Below are 15,956 nucleotides of genomic sequence, written 5' to 3'. Positions count from 1 at the left end.
GGAACATGACTCCGACTACCCACTGGCTCTAGAGTCTATGGCTCGAATTTTCGAGCGGTTGTTTCCTCTCTGTTTATGGCCTGGCATCGACGGCATTAAACGAGTCGAAAACAGAATCTACGCGTGTCAGCAGTTTGCAATCCAGTCAGGCTTTGAAGTTAAACGGTCGTCCACGACAGGCAGCAATCGGCCAACAGCGGCCGTTTTAGAGTAGGGAAAATAAATCCCCTTTTCTGCTGTCTACGCTTCGCAGCGCCGGTTACCCGGTCACCACGCAAGACTCGCTTCCGGTCGGTGGCTAACCTTTACCGGGCGGGGGTCATACCCGCTGGGTTTCTTACGCCATTTCGTGACGGCTTGCGCCGTCATTCCCAGGCGACCAAGCTTTGCCTGGCGCACATAAATCAGTCCCCTTTTTCTCTTTGCGCAGCAATGGCGTCGATCCTTCGCGCCTGCAAACCTTTGGTGCAGGCTCCAGCTCGCCCATTGCCCCCAACGACACCGCCGAGGGTCGCGCCCAAAATCGCCGCGTTGAAATCAAACTGGTGCCCCGTAGCGGCGCTGTAGCTCAAGGGTAATGGTGCCTTGGTGCTCTTTTCGTCGGATGCCCAGCTATCTTTTAATGGGTTACGGGCGATTTGCAGTGGGCTCCAAAACCTGGCCTCAGGAGGTGCAAGCTCCCGTGGCACCGGCTTTGGACTGGGCAGACCAATACGCCGGCCCATAAGCCCATAAGGATCCCGGCCTCGGCCGGGTTCTTTATGCCCGCTTCGCGGGCTTGAGCCCAGAAGGGAGCGGCGTGCGCCGGATTCGCATCTGCCAGCCAGTACGCAGCCCGTTTGGAACTCAGTTGATCCGTCTTTTTCAACGGTTTAACAGCCAAATCAATACGTTCACAAGTACACTCGCCACCCTAGGGATGGTGAAGCATCCACGAGCGGTACTAGAATTTTCAGCTTTTCGGTGCCGCCGCACGAATTCAAGGGGCAAGCATGGATTACGAACAACTGCCGAGGGCCGCCTTGGTCCGTATGCTGCAGGAGCATGATGCGGCGCTTGCCGATGCTGGCAAGAATGGCATCGTTATGAGTTACACCGGGCGGGCTGCTCCCTGGCAGATCATCCGCCAGGTCAAGCCGAAGCTGCATCGTATTATCAAGAAAGTATCCTTTGGAGAGGAAACCGCCCAGTCAGAGAATGAGATCTGGGACGGTGAAAACCTTTCTGCGATGGTCACGCTCTATAAATATCGTGGTCAAGTTGATCTTGTAGTAACAGACCCGCCGTACAACACCGGCGAGGACTTCCGCTATAACGACAAGTGGGACAAGGATCCAAACGATCCAGATCTCGGCGATGTAGTTCCTAAAGATGATGGGTCCAAGCACAGCAAATGGTTGCGCTTCATGACACCCAGAATCTGGATGATGCGTGAGATGCTAACCCCAGGCGGGGTTATGGCTATCTGTATTGATCATAGGGAACTATTTAGACTTGGCATGCTCATGGACGAAATCTTCGGCGAAGAGAATCGCATTGGCATAATCAATTGGCAGAAAAGCTATTCACCTCGCAGTGATAATAAGGGGGCGGCGGCGAAAACTGAGTGCAACACCTGACCTTTCCGGTACGGTGCTGTCCCTATGTCTTATTCCGAACTCAGCGTTGAAGAGCGCGCCACCATTCAAATCGGTCATGCCCAAGGTTTCAGCCTGCGCGGGATTGCCTGCTTGATCAACCGATCCCCTTCGACCATCAGCCGGGAGCTGCGCCGCAATCGAGATGCCTGTGGCGGCTACTCGGCCCGCGTGGCCCAGCAGCAGATGCAGGCCCGCCGTCAGGTGTGTCGACCGAAGCAAAAGCTGTTGCCGGGTAGCGAGCGCTTCGAATTGGTGGCGCATATGCTGCGTGAGCGTTTGTCTCCCGAGCAGATTGCCGGCAAGCTGCGCAGCATGAATATTCCCAGCCTCAGAGATGCCTACGTCTGTCGCGAGACGATCTATAACGCGATCTATGCCTTGCCAGTCGGCGAGCTGCGTAAAGAGCTGATCATCTGCCTGCGCCAAAGCAAGACGATGCGCAGGCCGCGCTCTGGCGGCGTGGATCGGCGCGGTCAGATCCCTGAGAGGGTCAGTATTCATGTACGTCCGCCGGAGATCGAAGACCGACTGATGCCAGGGCATTGGGAAGGCGACCTGATCAAGGGCAAGGCCAACGCCTCGTCTGTAGGTACGCTGGTGGAGCGCACCAGTGGCTACCTGATGCTGGTGAAGATGAACGACGCGACGGCGACCTCGGCGATGGAAGGCTTCAGTGCAGCGCTCAATGGCATGCCGCTGGCGATGCGCAAGAGCATGACCTACGACCAGGGCCGAGAAATGGCGCGGCATGCTGAAATCACCCAGCAGACCGGGGTGGCGATTTACTTCTGCGACCCGCACAGCCCTTGGCAGCGCGGCAGTAACGAAAACATCAATGGCCTGATCCGCCAGTACCTGCCCAAAGGCACGGACTTGTCGGTGCATAGCCAGGAGGAACTGGATGCCATCGCACTGCAACTGAACATGCGCCCCCGTAAGCGCTTCGACTTCAAGTGTCCGATCGAGGTTATGGACGAGGTGATGCAGGAAGCTATGGCTATGCGGCATGATGCTCCAGCTTCAATTCAATAACCGTGTTGCACTCAGCTCCTGTAACCGCCCACTTTAATGTCAGGAAGCTTAAGCTCTGTTAGTGTTTTGGCTATTCTCTCTCCTCTTGGAAGACTGGTTGAAAGAGCCAGGAATATTTCCAATAACCCATTAAGTCAATCCCTCTACACTGGGCGCACCGATGAGTTTGGCCAAATAGAGTTTGCTTTACGAATGATGCAAGCTGAAACAGGCGCCATAGTAGGTCGCATAGGTGATGCATCAAATCGGCTTAGCGAACACACCCGAGGCCTACTAAAGGATATTGAGTCAAGCAATGTACTTACAGTTGAGCAGCAGGCAGAGACAGATCAAATAGCAACGGCAGTAAACCAAATGGCGGCAAGCATTCAAGAGGTTGCGAGCAATGCACAGCATGCTGCAGATGCGGCCGGAAGAGCAGACACTGAGACGGCATCTGGCCAGCGTCTGGTAGCCCACACAAGCCAGTCAATCACTGCCCTTGAAGGTGAAATTAGGCAAGCCGCTCAGGTTATTCATGAGCTTGAAGGTCAAAGTAACGAGATATCAAAAGTTCTTGACGTTATACGAGGGATCGCCGAGCAAACGAATTTGTTGGCACTCAACGCAGCAATTGAGGCCGCGCGTGCTGGTGAGCAGGGGCGTGGTTTTGCTGTTGTCGCCGATGAGGTTCGCAGTCTTGCTGCTCGCACACAGCAATCGACAACGGATATTCAAAGCATGATCAGCGCTCTACAAGAGCGAGCGCAATCCGCTGTTACAGTCATGGAGCAAAGTAGTCGGCAAGCGCACACGAGTGTAGCTCACGCAGAGGAAGCAGCTACAGCTCTTGATGGAATTGGCCAACGCGTTAACGAAATTACCGACATGAACGCGCAAATAGCGACTGCGGTCGAGCAGCAGGGAGCAGTAAGTGAAGACATAAACCGCAGTATTATCAATATACGCGATGCTGCTGATACCAATGTACAGACCGGGCAGAATAATTTGCAAAGTGCGAAATCTGTCGCTCAGTTAACTAGCGCTCTGAGCGAACTGGCAAAACAGTTTTGGGAAAAACGAGGATAACGCTTTTCAGTATCTCGACAGGGATAACTTACTTTACCATCGGTTATCCCTTTTAGCCGCACAAATTTTAGCCATGGCTTTTCAGGAAGTCAGGGCTATCAGAATGGCCTTAGAAAGCCTAGTCAAAGAGCTGTCACGAGAACACCGTTAGCTTAGCGTACGATTTTTTCCGAATTCTGCGGTTCCCCCGAGATGGGCCTGGACACGGGTGATAGATGCTGAATTAAGCCGTGTGACGGCAGGCTGTGCTGGGCTGCACGTCGGCATGGGCGTGCGTGGTCAGGACGCAAAAACACACTTGCCCGCAATGGCGGGCAAGTGTGTTTGCAGAGGGGGAGTGCGTTGTTGGTTATTGTTTGTTGCGACCGGCAATCACCACCAGGATCAGCGACGCCAGGATCAGGATCGAACTGATAGCGGCAATGGTCGGATCGATCTCGTCGCGCAGCGCCGTGAACATGCGCTTGGTCAGAGTCTGGTTGTCGCCGCCGGAGATGAACAGCGCCACCACAGTTTCATCCAGCGAGGTGATGAAGGCGAACAGTGTCGCCGAGACCACACTGGGCTTGATCTGCGGCAGGGTCACGGCCATGAAGGCGCGAAAGCGGTTCATGCCCAGGCTGCGCGCCACCATTTCCTGGGACATGTCGAAGTTACGCAGACCGGCCAGCAGCGCGATGATCACGTAGGGCAAGGCGAGCATGATGTGCGCCAGCACCAGGCCGGTCAGCGTGCTGATCAGGCCGACCCGGGCGTAAACGAAGAACACGCCGGCGGCGATCAGGATGATGGGCACCATCATCGGCAGCAGCAGGATGATCTGCAGCGTACGCACCACCTTCAGGCTGGAGTTGTTGATGGCGTAGGCGGCCGCCATACCAATCGGCAGGCTGATGGCCATGGTGAAAAATGCCGTGATCAGACTGACCCGCGCCGCCGACATCCACTCCACGCTGTTGAAGAACGCCTCGTACCAGTGGAAGGACCATTGCTTGGGAGGGAATTGCAGGAAGCGCGCCTCGGAGAACGACATGGGTACCACGATCAGCACCGGGATGATCAGGTACAGCAGGATCGCCGCGACCAGCACCGTGAACAGCACGTGGGACAGGCGAAGGTGACGCAGGTTGGCAAGCAGGTTCATTTAGCGCGCTCCCAGGATGCGTTCGATGGGGATGAAGCGATTGATGCCCCAGAAGATCAGGAACACCACAAACAGCAGCACCAGGCCGACTGCGCTGGCTGCGCCCCAGGCGTGATAGAGCTCGACGTTGCGTTGCACCAGCATCGACACCAGGATCGTGCGGCCACCGCCGAGCAGTTCCGGGGTGATGAAGAAGCCTAGGCAGATGACGAACACCAGGATGGAACCGGCCATGACCCCCGGCGCTGCCATCGGCAGGAAGACCCGGCGGAAGGTGTAGAAGGGTTTGGCGCCAAGGCTCTCGGACGCTTGCATGAGGTCCTGGGGGATTTTTTTCATCACCGAATACAGCGGCAGGACCATAAAGGGCAGCATGACGTGCAGGGTGCCGATTACCGTGCCAGTGGTGTTGTGCATCAGCGTCAGGGGTTGGTCGATGATGCCAAGGTCCATCAGCGTCTGATTGACCAGTCCGCGGCGTTGCAGGAGCACCAGCCAGGCATAGGCCCGCACCAGCACGCTGGTCCAGAACGGCAGGATCACGCAGATCAGAATCAGGTTGGCCCAGAAACCCTGCAGGCGCGAAGCGGCGTAGGCAATGGGGAAGCCCATGACGATCGACAGGATCGTCACCAGGAAACTGATCTTGAAGGTCAGGGCGAAGGTGTCCCAGTAAATGCTTTCCTGGAAAATCCGGATGTAGTTGGCCAGGGAAAACCCTTCCTCGGTCTGGACCGACTGAAAGGCCAGCCAGCACAGCGGCATGATCAACAGCACCACGACCATGACCAGCGCCGGGGTGAGCAGCAACAGCATGGAGGTGTGCTCCTTGCGTTCTTCACGGGCCAGGGCGTCTTCGCTGGTCATGGGCGGCTGGTGCTGCTGGTCGCTGGAGTCGGGCATGGATTTGGCGAGATAGGCGTTGGACATGATGACCTCTCGTCACTGCGCAGTGCTGGAGGGTATCCAGCACTGACGGGTAGCGCTGGCGGTGGCAGTCGTCCTGGCGGACAGCAGGGTGCGGTGCTCGGGTAATGTCATGTGAAGAACTCCCAATGGTGGGCAGGTACTTGAGGCGAGCGCGAGTTGTCTGCACAGGTCACTCTGCGGGACCCTCAGGCCTAATGTACCGGGATGCCAACGAATGAAGTGGACGCAATTGACCGGTGCGCAAGCGCTTTATGTCGAAATCGCGGGGGCAGACGGCATGTCCTGCGCCGAGGCCTCTGGCCTGCGGCGCAGCAACGGCCGATGGCTATTTTTTCTGGACGAAGGACAACCAGCGTTCTTCGGCCTTGACCCCGGCTTCGGAGGCCCACCATTGCGCCGAGAGCAGGGCCTGGCGCGAGATGTTGCCGGGTGCGGAAGGCAGCTTGGCCTCGCGCTCGGCCGGGATTACCCCGGTCTTGAAGGCTTCGGGGTTGAGCGGGCCGTAGTCGATGATCATCGGCAACGCCGCTTGCAGTTTGGCATCGATGGCCTCGTTGACGAATTTCATGGCGGCCACCTTGTGCGGCGAGCCTTTGAGGACGCACAACGAGTTGGTTTCCAGCACACCCTGGTTGTAGTCGAATGCCACGGGTGCGCCGGCGGCCTGTACGGCGGTGATACGGCCGTTCCAGGCCTGGATCATGTCCACTTCGCCGTCGCTGATCAGCTGCGCCGACTGCCCGCCGGACGTCCACCAGGTGGCGATGTCGGGCTTGATCTGCTCAAGCTTGCGGAAGGCGCGATCGACGTCCAGCGGATAGAGCTTGTCCATCGGCACGCCATCGGCCAGCAGCGCGATTTCCAGGGTTGGACGTGGCAGGTTACGTAGGGAGCGCTGGCCCGGGTATTTTTTGGTGTCCCAGAAGTCGGCCCAGGTCTTGGGTACGTCCGCGCCTTTGAACGCGTCCGTGCGATACGCCAGCACCGTGGAGTAGCTGATGTAGCCGACGCTGTATTCGTCCTTGAGGCTGTCGGGTATTTGCGCGGCATTGGGAATCAGCGCAAGGTCGAGCTTCTCGAACAGCCCTTCGGCTTCGCCACGGATGCAGTCGCCAGTGGGCAGGTCCACCACGTCCCAGGTGACCTTGCCGCTCTCGACCTGGGTCTTGATGATCGGGTAGGCCTTGGGCGAGCTGTCCTGTTTGAGCGTCAGACCGAGCTTTTTCGCCGCAGGCTCCAGGATCGCCTTGCTCTGGGCTTCCTGATAAGCACCGCCCTGGGATACGAACGTGATGTCCTCGGCCATGGCCTGGGTGGCGCTACCGATGAACAGGGCCAGACTCGCGAGTTGGAAAGCTGTAGTGCGCAATGTGCTCATGGAAAGACTCCGAATGGTTGGCAGATTTTCTTGGGCGAGCTGTAGGTTTTGTTGTCGGTCGCTCTGCGGGACCATGGAGGTCTAATGTACCGGCTTGTCCGTGAACGAAGCGGCTACAAATGCGCGGATGAAAAGTGGTTTATTGCGAAAATGCGAACGGGCACAGTATTTCGTGCGTCGGGTGCGGGCTTGCGCGCCTGTCGCGAGCAGCCCCGAAGCCCCCGGTAGGAGCGAGCATGCTCGCGATGGCGGTGTGTTGGGTGAGTCATAGCCAAGTCATTCAGCCCACCGTCATCCGCCTCACCACGCGCCGAATCATCGGCGCCGCCAGCACCACCACCGGCAACATCGATACCCACGACAGCGCCCACGCGTTCAACCAGCGGCCGGCAAAGGCCAGGTCGAGCGCATGGGGTGTGGTGGCGATGGCGGCCGCGACCGCGCAGGTCAGGCCGGATTGAACGACGCCGAAAACGAAATGCTCATAACGGGCGGGGATTTTCATCGGGGGTTCTCGAGAAAGAGCGGGGGGGCGCGATGCCCGGCCGCTCGGGCACGATCAAGCCGGTTGCAGTTGCGCGATAGTCTCTTCGGTGGTCCACAGCCCGTGGGCGAGGAAGCGGTAATTGATGATGGCCGCCAGGTAGCCGTCGCCATCCGGCAGGCGCGGGCCGGCGGTGGCGTCGCGTACCACGACTATTTCAAAGCCCTGTTCGAGCAGTTCGCGCAGGTGTGATTCCACGCAAAGGTTGGCCGCCATGCCGGCGAGGATGATCTGCGACACGCCTTTCTTGCGCAATTGCAGCGCCAGGTCGTTGGTTTCCGGGCCGTAGACCTTGTGCGGCGAGGCGATGATGGTCTCGCCGTCGAGAATGTACGGCTTGTAGATCTCGAGGAAATCGGCGCCGGAGCCTTCGAAGTTTTCCAGGGTGTTCGGTCCCTTGCGATCGAACATGCAGATGCTGTGCATGACCTTTTCCAGCGGACCGCCAAAATGCCAGTCGTGGTCGTGCGGGTAGTAATAGTGTGGCGACACGGCCACGGGCAGGTCGTGAGCCTTGAAGGCCTTGAACAGTTTTTCCAGGTTTTCGACGGTGTTGTTCTCGACGATGCTCTCACCGAACACCGCCCAACTGGCGCCGGCAGGGCTGAGGAAGTCGTTCTGTGGGTCGATGACCACCAGGGCGGCTTTGCTCAGGTCGAGCTTGAAACCAGTGGCAGGCAGTGCGGGTTCGGCGGGGTCGGCGTACAGATGGCTCATGACGATTTACCTCTTGGGTGCTTGCGTGGATGAGACGTGAATGTTGCTTTATATAAATGACCAGTCGTCTTATTAATGAGGAAAAAAAACTCACTCCAATAGCCGAGGCAAGACCATCGATACGAAACGCTGCAGAGGTGCACCGTCGCGCAGGACCTTGCCGCGCATGACCGCACCTTCCCAGCCTTCGACGATGACACTGGCCAGCGCTTCGGCGTCGTGAGTTTCAGAGAGTTCGCGGCGCTGCTGCGCTTCACGCAGGCAGCTCGCGAGCAAACCTTCCCAGCGCGCCAGCACATCGGCCAGACGCTTGCGGGTTTGTTCGCTGCCATTGGACATTTCCAGGGACAGGTTGCCAATCAGGCAACCCAGGCTGTATTCATGCTCGCCGTGCTCGAGCACCAGGGCCTGGAAGAACTGGCCGATGCGCTCCAGCGGCTTGACCCGGGCGTCGTAGAAGATCGGCCCGTGGCGGGTTTCGATCGAGGTCCAGTATTCCTCGAGGATCTCTGCCGCGAAGTCTTCCTTGCTGGCGAAGTAGTTGTAGAAAGAGCCCTTGGGAATCTCGGCAGCGGCGGTGATGTCCTGGACGCCGCAGCCGTTGAAGCCACGGTTGTGAACCACCTGGCGGCCAATCGACAGCAAACGGGATCTGACTTCGAGGTTGACCGGGCGAGCCATGACAGAGACATCCAGTGATGAGAAAGTTTTAATAAACTAACTGGTCATCTATGTTTCGTCAACAGTCGAATTGACTGCCAATCAGTCCGCCTGCGCCATCTCGATGTACTCGAGCATCTTCTCGTTGCCATCGAGAATGTCACGGCAGATGGCCGCCCGTGCCGCCGCGCCATCGCGGCGCTTGAGTGCGTCGAGCACTTCCCAGTGATGGTCGATGGCCATGCGCTCGTTGAAGTTGCCATAGGCACGGGCGATCAGTGGGCCGGTGCGCATCCACAGGCTATCGAGCAAACCCGCCAGCACCGGCATGCGCGCGATGGTGGTCAGCGCGTAGTGAAATTGCTGATTGCACTTGAGAGCGGCTTGCAAGTCCTGGGCGTTGATCGCGGCGATGTTGTTTTCGATGCAGGCTTGCAGGTCTGCGAGTTCGCTGTCGGTCACCAGCGCGGCGGCCGTCTCCGCAGCCAGGCCTTCAAGCGCCAGGCGGATGCTGCGGATCTCGCCGTATTGCGCGGCGGTGAGGATGGGTACGCGGATGTCACGCGGGGTCTTGAGGATCAGCGCCTGTTCCTTGGCCAGTTGCAGGATCGCGTCGCGCACCGGTGTGACGCTGGTGCCCAGTTGTTCGGCCAGGTCGCGGATGCGCAGGCGGTCATCGGGCTGGAAACGCCCGGTGATCAGTGCCTCGCGCAGCAACTCGTAGATGCCACTGCCCAGGTAAGAGTGATTGAGGGTTTGAATAGGGTAGGGGTTGCTCATTGATCGCTCATGGGGTCGTCTCAGAAAACGGAAAATAAAGCACGCTAAGCGTGCGTGGAGGCTGGCACCCAGCGGTACAGCGTCGGAATGGACACGCCGAGGTTCTTGGCCACGTCCTTGGGCGGCACCCCGCTGGCCAGCAGCTTCTTGGCCGACTCGATCTTGCTGTCGGTCATCTTCGGCTTGCGGCCGCCTTTGCGGCCGAGCTGCTTGGCGACTTCCAGCCCGGCGCGGGTGCGCTCGACGGTCAGCTCGCGCTCCATTTCGGCAAGGCTCGCCATGACGTGGAAGAAGAACCGCCCGGATGGTGTGCCGGTGTCGATGGAGTCGGTGAGGCTCCTGAACTGGACACCGTGCTTGTGCAGATCGCCGACCAGATCGACCAGTTGCTTGACCGACCGGCCCAGCCGGTCGAGCTTCCAGACGACCAAAGTATCGCCTTCGCGCAGCATTTCGAGCGTCTTGGCCAAGCCAGGCCGGTCTGCCCGCGTGCCACTCACCTTGTCCTCGAAGACCTTTTTACATCCGGCCTTGCTCAAGGCTTCGCGTTGCAGCTCCAGGTTCTGATCCTGCGTCGAGACGCGCGCATAGCCAATCAACATGGCTTGTCTCGCGCCCGGTCGATGCGTTCCTGCATCGCCTGCATCACTTCTTCGTGGGTGTACGATCTGGCGTTGGCGTCGGTGGCTTGCCGCAGGGCTTCCTCAACCTCGCGCGTCATCCGCTCGTAATCCTCCGGCCACAGCGCTTGCTCCATGCGCAGCGACGCCTGACCCAGCAGGTGCAGCAGGCTGAACAGCCGCATGTCGTTGGTGGCGACGATGCGCTCCCGAATCTGCTCCTGAATAGCTTCGCTAGCCCGATGCGCTTGTGGTGTGGCAGTCCCCTCGTAGTCAGCGGGGAATTCCGCTTCCTCGGCAATCCTTGCCCAGGCGCTGGCCAGCGCCTCGATGGTTGACGTGCTCATTTCCGCCGCTCCTGTGCTCTTTGGCGAATCAACCGGCCAAGGGGCCTCGACGCGAAAACCAGCAGCATCACGCCTATCGGATACCAGGTCGAGAAGACCACCAAGGCATCGAAGGCTGGCCGTCCGGTGTTGGTAGGCAGTACGGCGGTCACAGCCATCAACCCGCCGACCGTCCAGATGATGCGCCACACGTAGGGCATCACGCGGGGCACGTAGCCGTCATCGAAAGCGGTCTGGTAGTAGCGGCGCAGGCCGCGCTCGGCAAGCGCCTGGCGCTGCCGCTCCGACAGCGCATCCGTCCGGCCATACCAGCGCCGGAATGGTGGACAGCGCAGCAGCAAAGGGGTGAAGAGGATCATCACCGCCACGATCGCGACACCCCACGCCATGACGGCGCCGGCATCGGGCCGCTTGGCGTTCTCGATCACGGGCGCGAAGACGCCCGGAGCACCGATCATCCAGAACAGCGCAATGTGCTGATGGAAGGAGAGCTTCATTTGCTCATCCACTTGCGCAGCAGGCGCTTTTTCAGGGAGGCGCGTTCTTGCGGGTTGCGTCCCTTGTGATTGGCGATGCGATCCGCCGTGGCGGCCTGGCGCTTGACGGGCCAGTAGGAGCGGCCATCCTTGCCCATCGACCAGACGCTGCTGGCCTGGTTTTCCAGCAGGGGCAGATGGGCGCTCAGGGCTTCGGGCGACGCGCTGGTCAGCGCCGTGCGCTCACGGGTGCGCCAGCGCTGATGCCAGAGCTTCTTGTCCTCGCGCTCGCTGCCGCAGGTCGTGTGCCCGACGATGGGTGTTTTGCGGCGGCTGCGGCTCATAACGTAGTGGTCTCCAAGAACATTCAGGACTGATCCCAGGCGTCGATGGTCAAGACCTGATCGGCAGGACAGGCGGCTACGCGGTCGGGAACTGGATGGTGTTCAGTCTCATGCCGACCCCATTCGATTGATCGCGTCGCTTGCGGCACGCTGCGACGCAAGGAGGTTTGCGACCTGGTTTAGCAGCCGTGTCCGCTGCATGTCTGTTACCTATCTCCCCGACCGCTCATTGGACCAACTCCAGAGATTGGGCTCTATCGCTCAGCCAATACGAAACCGGCATTGGCTGATGCCACAACCGAGACGAACACAAATGGCTCGGTACCTGTATTTCGCGCCCCGTGCACTTGGCCCGGTCTTGCCACGGCTATCTCACCTTCCCTGAGGGCACGAACAATCCCATTGCCCTGAAAGTAATCAGCCATTCCCGACAAAACAGTCCACGTGTCTTGGCCGTGAGGATGAATGTGAGCCGCAATTTCCTGCCCGGGATGGACATGCCAAACCACGATAATTGAGTCTCGGGTTTCAAGCACAACGGAACGAATAGGCTCGCCTTCGGACGGCTGAACATACTCGGCTACAGAAAATATTCTCGATTCAACAGTCATCGGAGATCCCTCTTTCACAGTGCCCCCAGACAGGCTGGATATGAGTTCTAACTCGAATTTGAACGGGAGGCTGGTCGTGCGGTCGTGCAGTTGCCGATGAGCGTGTCGGCTGCTGCCTCCTTGCCCACCAGCGAACTCACGTCCGTTGCGGCCATCCAGAAGGTCTTGCCCGAGCGCGGCTCATAGGTCGCGGGATCGAACACGCCAGAGGGGCCGAACATCGGCGGCTTGATTGGTCATGGCTCCATGCCTTTGTCGTTACGGTCTTCATCGTCGGCATCCTGACGCACGGCGGGCAATTGCTGGAGCAACGCCGGCAGCCATTCCTGTACCGTCTCCCACACCACATCGAGGTTGATGTCGAAATAGCCGTGAGCCATGCGATTACGCATATTGCGCATGCTGCGCCACGGCACGTCGGCATGCGCCTGGGTGAACTCGACGTAGCCATCCATCACCTTTGTGGCCGCCTCGCCGATGACGATCAGGCTCATGATGACGGCCTGCTGGGTGCGCTTGTCGGCCAAGAAGTCGTCCTTGGCCATCCCTTCCACGAAGCTGCGCGCATCGGTTGCGGCCTGCTGAATGTGGTCGAGGTAATCGGGCAGGCGGTTCTCGCTCATATCGGTTGCGCCTCCGCGAGCACCTTGGCCCGGAACTTCGGCGGCAGGTCGCCGGGAGTCAGCAGATCGACGTCAACGCCGAGCAGCGATTTCAGTTCTTCTTCCAAATCGCCCAAGTCCAACAACGTGGCACCGGGCAGCGCATCGACCAACAGGTCGAGGTCGCTGCCATCCCGGTCGGTGCCATGCAGCACCGAGCCGAAGACGCGCGGGTTCGCGGCGCGAAAGCGGCCTACCGCTTCACGCACTGCGCTTCGCTTCATGTCAAGCACAACAGACGGTCGCATGGGCATCCTTTCTTATCGAAACTCGTTGAGATGATATGCAATCAAGAATAGAATTTCAAGAACTATTTTCGAGAATCGCAATGCCTTGATTCCCGTGCCGCGCTGTCACTTTCAGAAGGCGACAGCACGAAATATCAAAAGTCGACCGCACGGTCTTTTCTGACGTTGGAGTCGCCTCAGAAAACGGAAAATAAAGCACGCTAAGGCGTAGTTCCCTCGGGCTACACCGCGTCCGCACTGCGCGGTTCTTTCTTCCCTTGCAGTGACGCAATCAGCGGGCAGGAAACGTTCCCCTTCCGCGCATGGCAGGCGCACACCAAATCAGACAGCACGGCCTCCATGCGCGCCAGGTCAGCCATCCTCTCGCGCACGTCCTTGAGCTTGTGCTCGGCCAGGCTGCTGGCTTCCTCGCAATGGGTGCCATCCTCCAGCCGCAGCAGCTCGGCGATCTCATCCAGGCTGAAGCCCAACCGCTGGGCTGATTTCACGAAGCGCACCCGCGTTACATCCGTCTCGCCATAGCGGCGAATGCTGCCGTAAGGCTTGTCCGGTTCCGGGAGCAAGCCCTTGCGCTGATAGAACCGGATGGTCTCCACATTGACCCCGGCCGTCCTGGCGAAAACGCCAATGGTCAGGTTCTCCAAATTGTTTTCCATATCGCTTGACTCCGTACATAACTACGGAAGTAAGCTTAAGCTATCCAATTCAGATTCGAAAGGACAAACGTATGTCTGAACCTCAAAACGGGCGCGGCGCGCTCTTCACTGGCGGGCTGGCCGCCATCCTCGCCTCGGCTTGCTGCCTCGGGCCGCTGGTTCTGATCGCCTTGGGGTTCAGCGGCGCTTGGATCGGCAACTTGACGGTGTTGGAACCCTATCGCCCCATCTTTATCGGCGTGGCGCTGGTGGCGTTGTTCTTCGCCTGGCGGCGCATCTACCGGCCGTCAGCCGCCTGCAAACCGGGTGAGGTTTGCGCGATTCCCCAAGTGCGAGCTACTTACAAGCTCATTTTCTGGGGCGTGGCCGTGCTGGTTTTGGTCGCGCTCGGATTTCCCTACGTCGTGCCATTTTTCTATTGATCACAGGAGTTCACCATGAAAAAGCTGCTTTCCGCCCTTGCCCTCGCTGCCGTTGTTGCCCCCGTGTGGGCCGCCACCCAGACCGTTACGCTGTCCGTACCGGGCATGACCTGCTCGGCCTGTCCGATCACTGTCAAGAAGGCGATTTCCAAGGTCGATGGCGTCAGTAAAGTTGACGTGACCTTCGAGACGCGCGAAGCGGTGGTCACCTTCGATGATGCCAAGACCAGCGTGCAGAAACTGACCAAGGCTACCGAGGATGCGGGCTACCCATCATCAGTCAAGAACTGATCATGAAAGACCCGAAGACACTGCTGCGGGTCAGCATCATTGGCACAACCCTCGTGGCGCTGTGTTGCTTCACCCCTGTTCTGGTCATTTTGCTCGGTGTGGTCGGCTTGTCCGCGCTGACCGGCTATCTGGACTATGTGCTGCTGCCTGCGCTGGCGATTTTCATCGGCTTGACCATCTACGCCATCCAACGAAAACGCCAAGCCGATGCCTGCTGCACCCCGAAATTCAATGGAGTAAAAAAATGACCGAAATCACCGTGAATGGCATGACCTGCACATCCTGCGCCACCCATGTCAAAGATGCTTTGGAAAAGATTCCCGGCGTGAATGCCGCTGTGGTGTCCTATCCAGAAAGCCGCGCGCAAGTCATGGCAGACACCGCCGTGAGCCACAACCAACTGCTGGCCGCCATCGCCGCATTGGGTTATCAAGGCTCGATCCGGGTTGGTGATTTCAAAGATGAACCAAAAATCCGTGATGCACTTGAGGGCGCCGGTTTGCATATCGCCATCATTGGCAGCGGCGGGGCCGCGATGGCGGCGGCGCTGAAGGCCGTCGAGCAAGGCGCGACGGTCACGCTGATCGAACGCGGCACCATCGGCGGCACCTGCGTCAATATCGGCTGTGTGCCGTCCAAGATCATGATCCGCGCTGCCCATATTGCCCATCTGCGCCGGGAAAGTCCGTTCGACGGCGGTATTGCGGCAACTGTGCCTGCGATTGACCGCAGCAAACTGCTGGCCCAGCAGCAGGCCCGTGTCGATGAACTGCGGCACGCCAAATACGAAGGCATCCTGGACGGCAATCCAGCCATCACCGTTTTGCACGGTGAAGCGCGTTTCAAGGACGACCAGAGCCTGGTCGTCCGTTTGAACGAGGGTAGCGAGCGCGAGGTAACGTTCGACCGCTGCCTGGTCGCCACCGGTGCCAGTCCGGCCGTGCCGCCGATTCCGGGCCTGAAAGAGTCACCCTACTGGACTTCCACCGAAGCGCTTGTCAGCGACACCATTCCCGCACGCCTGGCCGTGATCGGTTCGTCGGTGGTGGCGTTGGAACTGGCGCAAGCCTTTGCCCGGCTCGGCAGCCAGGTCACGATCCTGGCACGCAGCACCTTGTTCTTCCGGGAAGACCCGGCCATCGGCGAGGCCGTGACAGCCGCTTTCCGCGCCGAGGGCATCGAGGTGCTGGAGCACACGCAAGCCAGCCAGGTCGCCCATGTGAACGGCGAATTCGTGCTGACCACCGGACACGGTGAATTGCGCGCTGACAAGTTGCTGGTTGCCACCGGTCGGGCACCGAATACGCGCAGCCTCGCGCTGGACGCGGCGGGGGTCACTGTCAATGCGCAAGGGGCCATCGTTATCGACCAAGGCATGCGCACGAG

Annotated in this window: 22 protein-coding genes and 1 pseudogene; 8 read left to right on the top strand and 15 right to left on the bottom strand. The window is 59.2% G+C overall.

Annotated features, from left to right (window positions below; translation table 11 throughout):
• Positions 1 to 422: 422 nt before the first annotated feature.
• From ACZRN6_RS35765 to ACZRN6_RS35750, 4 genes and pseudogenes are all read left to right on the top strand, one after another.
• Positions 423 to 578, top strand: a pseudogene (locus ACZRN6_RS35765) (OmpA family protein); the annotation flags it as partial.
• Positions 579 to 992: 414 nt separating this feature from the next.
• Positions 993 to 1,619: a DNA methyltransferase gene (locus ACZRN6_RS35760; RefSeq protein ID WP_003465024.1), complete on the top strand. Its 627-nt coding sequence runs from the start codon at positions 993 to 995 to the stop codon at positions 1,617 to 1,619.
• A gap of 24 nt (positions 1,620 to 1,643) precedes the next feature.
• On the top strand, positions 1,644 to 2,672 hold the full coding sequence (locus tag ACZRN6_RS35755) for an IS30 family transposase (protein ID WP_003465026.1): 1,029 nt from the start codon (positions 1,644 to 1,646) through the stop codon (positions 2,670 to 2,672).
• 36 nt (positions 2,673 to 2,708) lie between these two features.
• Positions 2,709 to 3,740: a methyl-accepting chemotaxis protein gene (locus ACZRN6_RS35750; protein WP_073454648.1), complete on the top strand. Its 1,032-nt coding sequence runs from the start codon at positions 2,709 to 2,711 to the stop codon at positions 3,738 to 3,740.
• 349 nt (positions 3,741 to 4,089) lie between these two features.
• Here ACZRN6_RS35750 and ACZRN6_RS35745 read toward each other — a convergent pair whose 3' ends face one another.
• From ACZRN6_RS35745 to merR, 15 genes are all read right to left on the bottom strand, one after another.
• A complete protein-coding gene (locus tag ACZRN6_RS35745; RefSeq protein WP_003465028.1) occupies positions 4,090 to 4,884 on the bottom strand; it encodes an ABC transporter permease in 795 nt (264 codons plus the stop codon).
• Positions 4,885 to 5,814 carry an ABC transporter permease gene (locus ACZRN6_RS35740; protein WP_003465031.1) on the bottom strand — a complete coding sequence of 310 codons (930 nt, stop codon included), beginning with the start codon at positions 5,812 to 5,814 and terminating at the stop codon, positions 4,885 to 4,887.
• A 325-nt stretch (positions 5,815 to 6,139) separates the two neighbouring features.
• Positions 6,140 to 7,192, bottom strand: a complete 1,053-nt coding sequence (locus tag ACZRN6_RS35735; RefSeq protein WP_003465034.1) for an ABC transporter substrate-binding protein — start codon at positions 7,190 to 7,192, stop codon at positions 6,140 to 6,142.
• 280 nt (positions 7,193 to 7,472) lie between these two features.
• Positions 7,473 to 7,697 (bottom strand): DUF2798 domain-containing protein, encoded by a 225-nt coding sequence (locus ACZRN6_RS35730; RefSeq protein WP_003465037.1) that lies wholly within the window; start codon positions 7,695 to 7,697, stop codon positions 7,473 to 7,475.
• Between the two features lie 54 nt (positions 7,698 to 7,751).
• The gene (locus ACZRN6_RS35725; protein WP_003465039.1) at positions 7,752 to 8,453 is read right to left on the bottom strand and encodes a cysteine hydrolase family protein; all 702 of its coding nucleotides are present in this window, start codon (positions 8,451 to 8,453) and stop codon (positions 7,752 to 7,754) included.
• Between the two features lie 90 nt (positions 8,454 to 8,543).
• The gene (locus ACZRN6_RS35720; protein WP_003465041.1) at positions 8,544 to 9,134 is read right to left on the bottom strand and encodes a TetR/AcrR family transcriptional regulator; all 591 of its coding nucleotides are present in this window, start codon (positions 9,132 to 9,134) and stop codon (positions 8,544 to 8,546) included.
• An 81-nt stretch (positions 9,135 to 9,215) separates the two neighbouring features.
• The gene (locus tag ACZRN6_RS35715; RefSeq protein ID WP_016487046.1) at positions 9,216 to 9,893 is read right to left on the bottom strand and encodes a GntR family transcriptional regulator; all 678 of its coding nucleotides are present in this window, start codon (positions 9,891 to 9,893) and stop codon (positions 9,216 to 9,218) included.
• 44 nt (positions 9,894 to 9,937) lie between these two features.
• Positions 9,938 to 10,495: a recombinase family protein gene (locus ACZRN6_RS35710; RefSeq protein ID WP_003100847.1), complete on the bottom strand. Its 558-nt coding sequence runs from the start codon at positions 10,493 to 10,495 to the stop codon at positions 9,938 to 9,940.
• The gene (locus tag ACZRN6_RS35705; protein WP_003100853.1) at positions 10,489 to 10,860 is read right to left on the bottom strand and encodes a hypothetical protein; all 372 of its coding nucleotides are present in this window, start codon (positions 10,858 to 10,860) and stop codon (positions 10,489 to 10,491) included. The genes ACZRN6_RS35710 and ACZRN6_RS35705 overlap by 7 nt, the downstream gene beginning before the upstream one ends.
• A complete protein-coding gene (locus ACZRN6_RS35700; protein ID WP_003100856.1) occupies positions 10,857 to 11,357 on the bottom strand; it encodes a hypothetical protein in 501 nt (166 codons plus the stop codon). The genes ACZRN6_RS35705 and ACZRN6_RS35700 overlap by 4 nt, the downstream gene beginning before the upstream one ends.
• Complete coding sequence (locus tag ACZRN6_RS35695; RefSeq protein ID WP_003100858.1) at positions 11,354 to 11,680, bottom strand: hypothetical protein; 327 nt, start codon at positions 11,678 to 11,680, stop codon at positions 11,354 to 11,356. Before ACZRN6_RS35695 ends, ACZRN6_RS35700 begins: the two co-directional genes overlap by 4 nt.
• A gap of 254 nt (positions 11,681 to 11,934) precedes the next feature.
• The gene (locus tag ACZRN6_RS35690) at positions 11,935 to 12,291 is read right to left on the bottom strand and encodes a cupin domain-containing protein (RefSeq protein WP_003465043.1); all 357 of its coding nucleotides are present in this window, start codon (positions 12,289 to 12,291) and stop codon (positions 11,935 to 11,937) included.
• Between the two features lie 236 nt (positions 12,292 to 12,527).
• Positions 12,528 to 12,914, bottom strand: coding sequence for a HepT-like ribonuclease domain-containing protein (locus ACZRN6_RS35685; RefSeq protein ID WP_003100872.1), 387 nt, complete (start codon positions 12,912 to 12,914; stop codon positions 12,528 to 12,530).
• A complete protein-coding gene (locus ACZRN6_RS35680; protein ID WP_016487057.1) occupies positions 12,911 to 13,177 on the bottom strand; it encodes a nucleotidyltransferase family protein in 267 nt (88 codons plus the stop codon). Before ACZRN6_RS35680 ends, ACZRN6_RS35685 begins: the two co-directional genes overlap by 4 nt.
• Before the next feature lie 245 nt (positions 13,178 to 13,422).
• Complete coding sequence (gene merR / locus ACZRN6_RS35675) at positions 13,423 to 13,857, bottom strand: Hg(II)-responsive transcriptional regulator (RefSeq protein ID WP_000429838.1); 435 nt, start codon at positions 13,855 to 13,857, stop codon at positions 13,423 to 13,425.
• A gap of 71 nt (positions 13,858 to 13,928) precedes the next feature.
• Here merR and merT point away from each other — a divergent pair, with 71 nt between their 5' ends.
• The 4 genes from merT to ACZRN6_RS35655 all read left to right on the top strand — a co-directional run.
• On the top strand, positions 13,929 to 14,279 hold the full coding sequence (gene merT, locus ACZRN6_RS35670; protein WP_001294667.1) for a mercuric ion transporter MerT: 351 nt from the start codon (positions 13,929 to 13,931) through the stop codon (positions 14,277 to 14,279).
• Between the two features lie 15 nt (positions 14,280 to 14,294).
• Positions 14,295 to 14,570 carry a mercury resistance system periplasmic binding protein MerP gene (merP, locus tag ACZRN6_RS35665; protein WP_000735441.1) on the top strand — a complete coding sequence of 92 codons (276 nt, stop codon included), beginning with the start codon at positions 14,295 to 14,297 and terminating at the stop codon, positions 14,568 to 14,570.
• A 2-nt stretch (positions 14,571 to 14,572) separates the two neighbouring features.
• Entirely contained in the window at positions 14,573 to 14,818 is a 246-nt protein-coding gene (gene merF, locus ACZRN6_RS35660; protein ID WP_000654684.1) for a mercury resistance system transport protein MerF, read from the top strand.
• On the top strand, positions 14,815 to 15,956 hold a 1,142-nt coding region (locus ACZRN6_RS35655), incomplete at its 3' end, for a mercury(II) reductase (protein WP_464003704.1). The genes merF and ACZRN6_RS35655, both read left to right, overlap by 4 nt.

This window comes from Pseudomonas sp. A125 (genome assembly GCF_055409485.1).
Note: the sequence above shows the minus strand (reverse complement) of the source record. Positions and strands in the feature narration are given on the sequence as shown.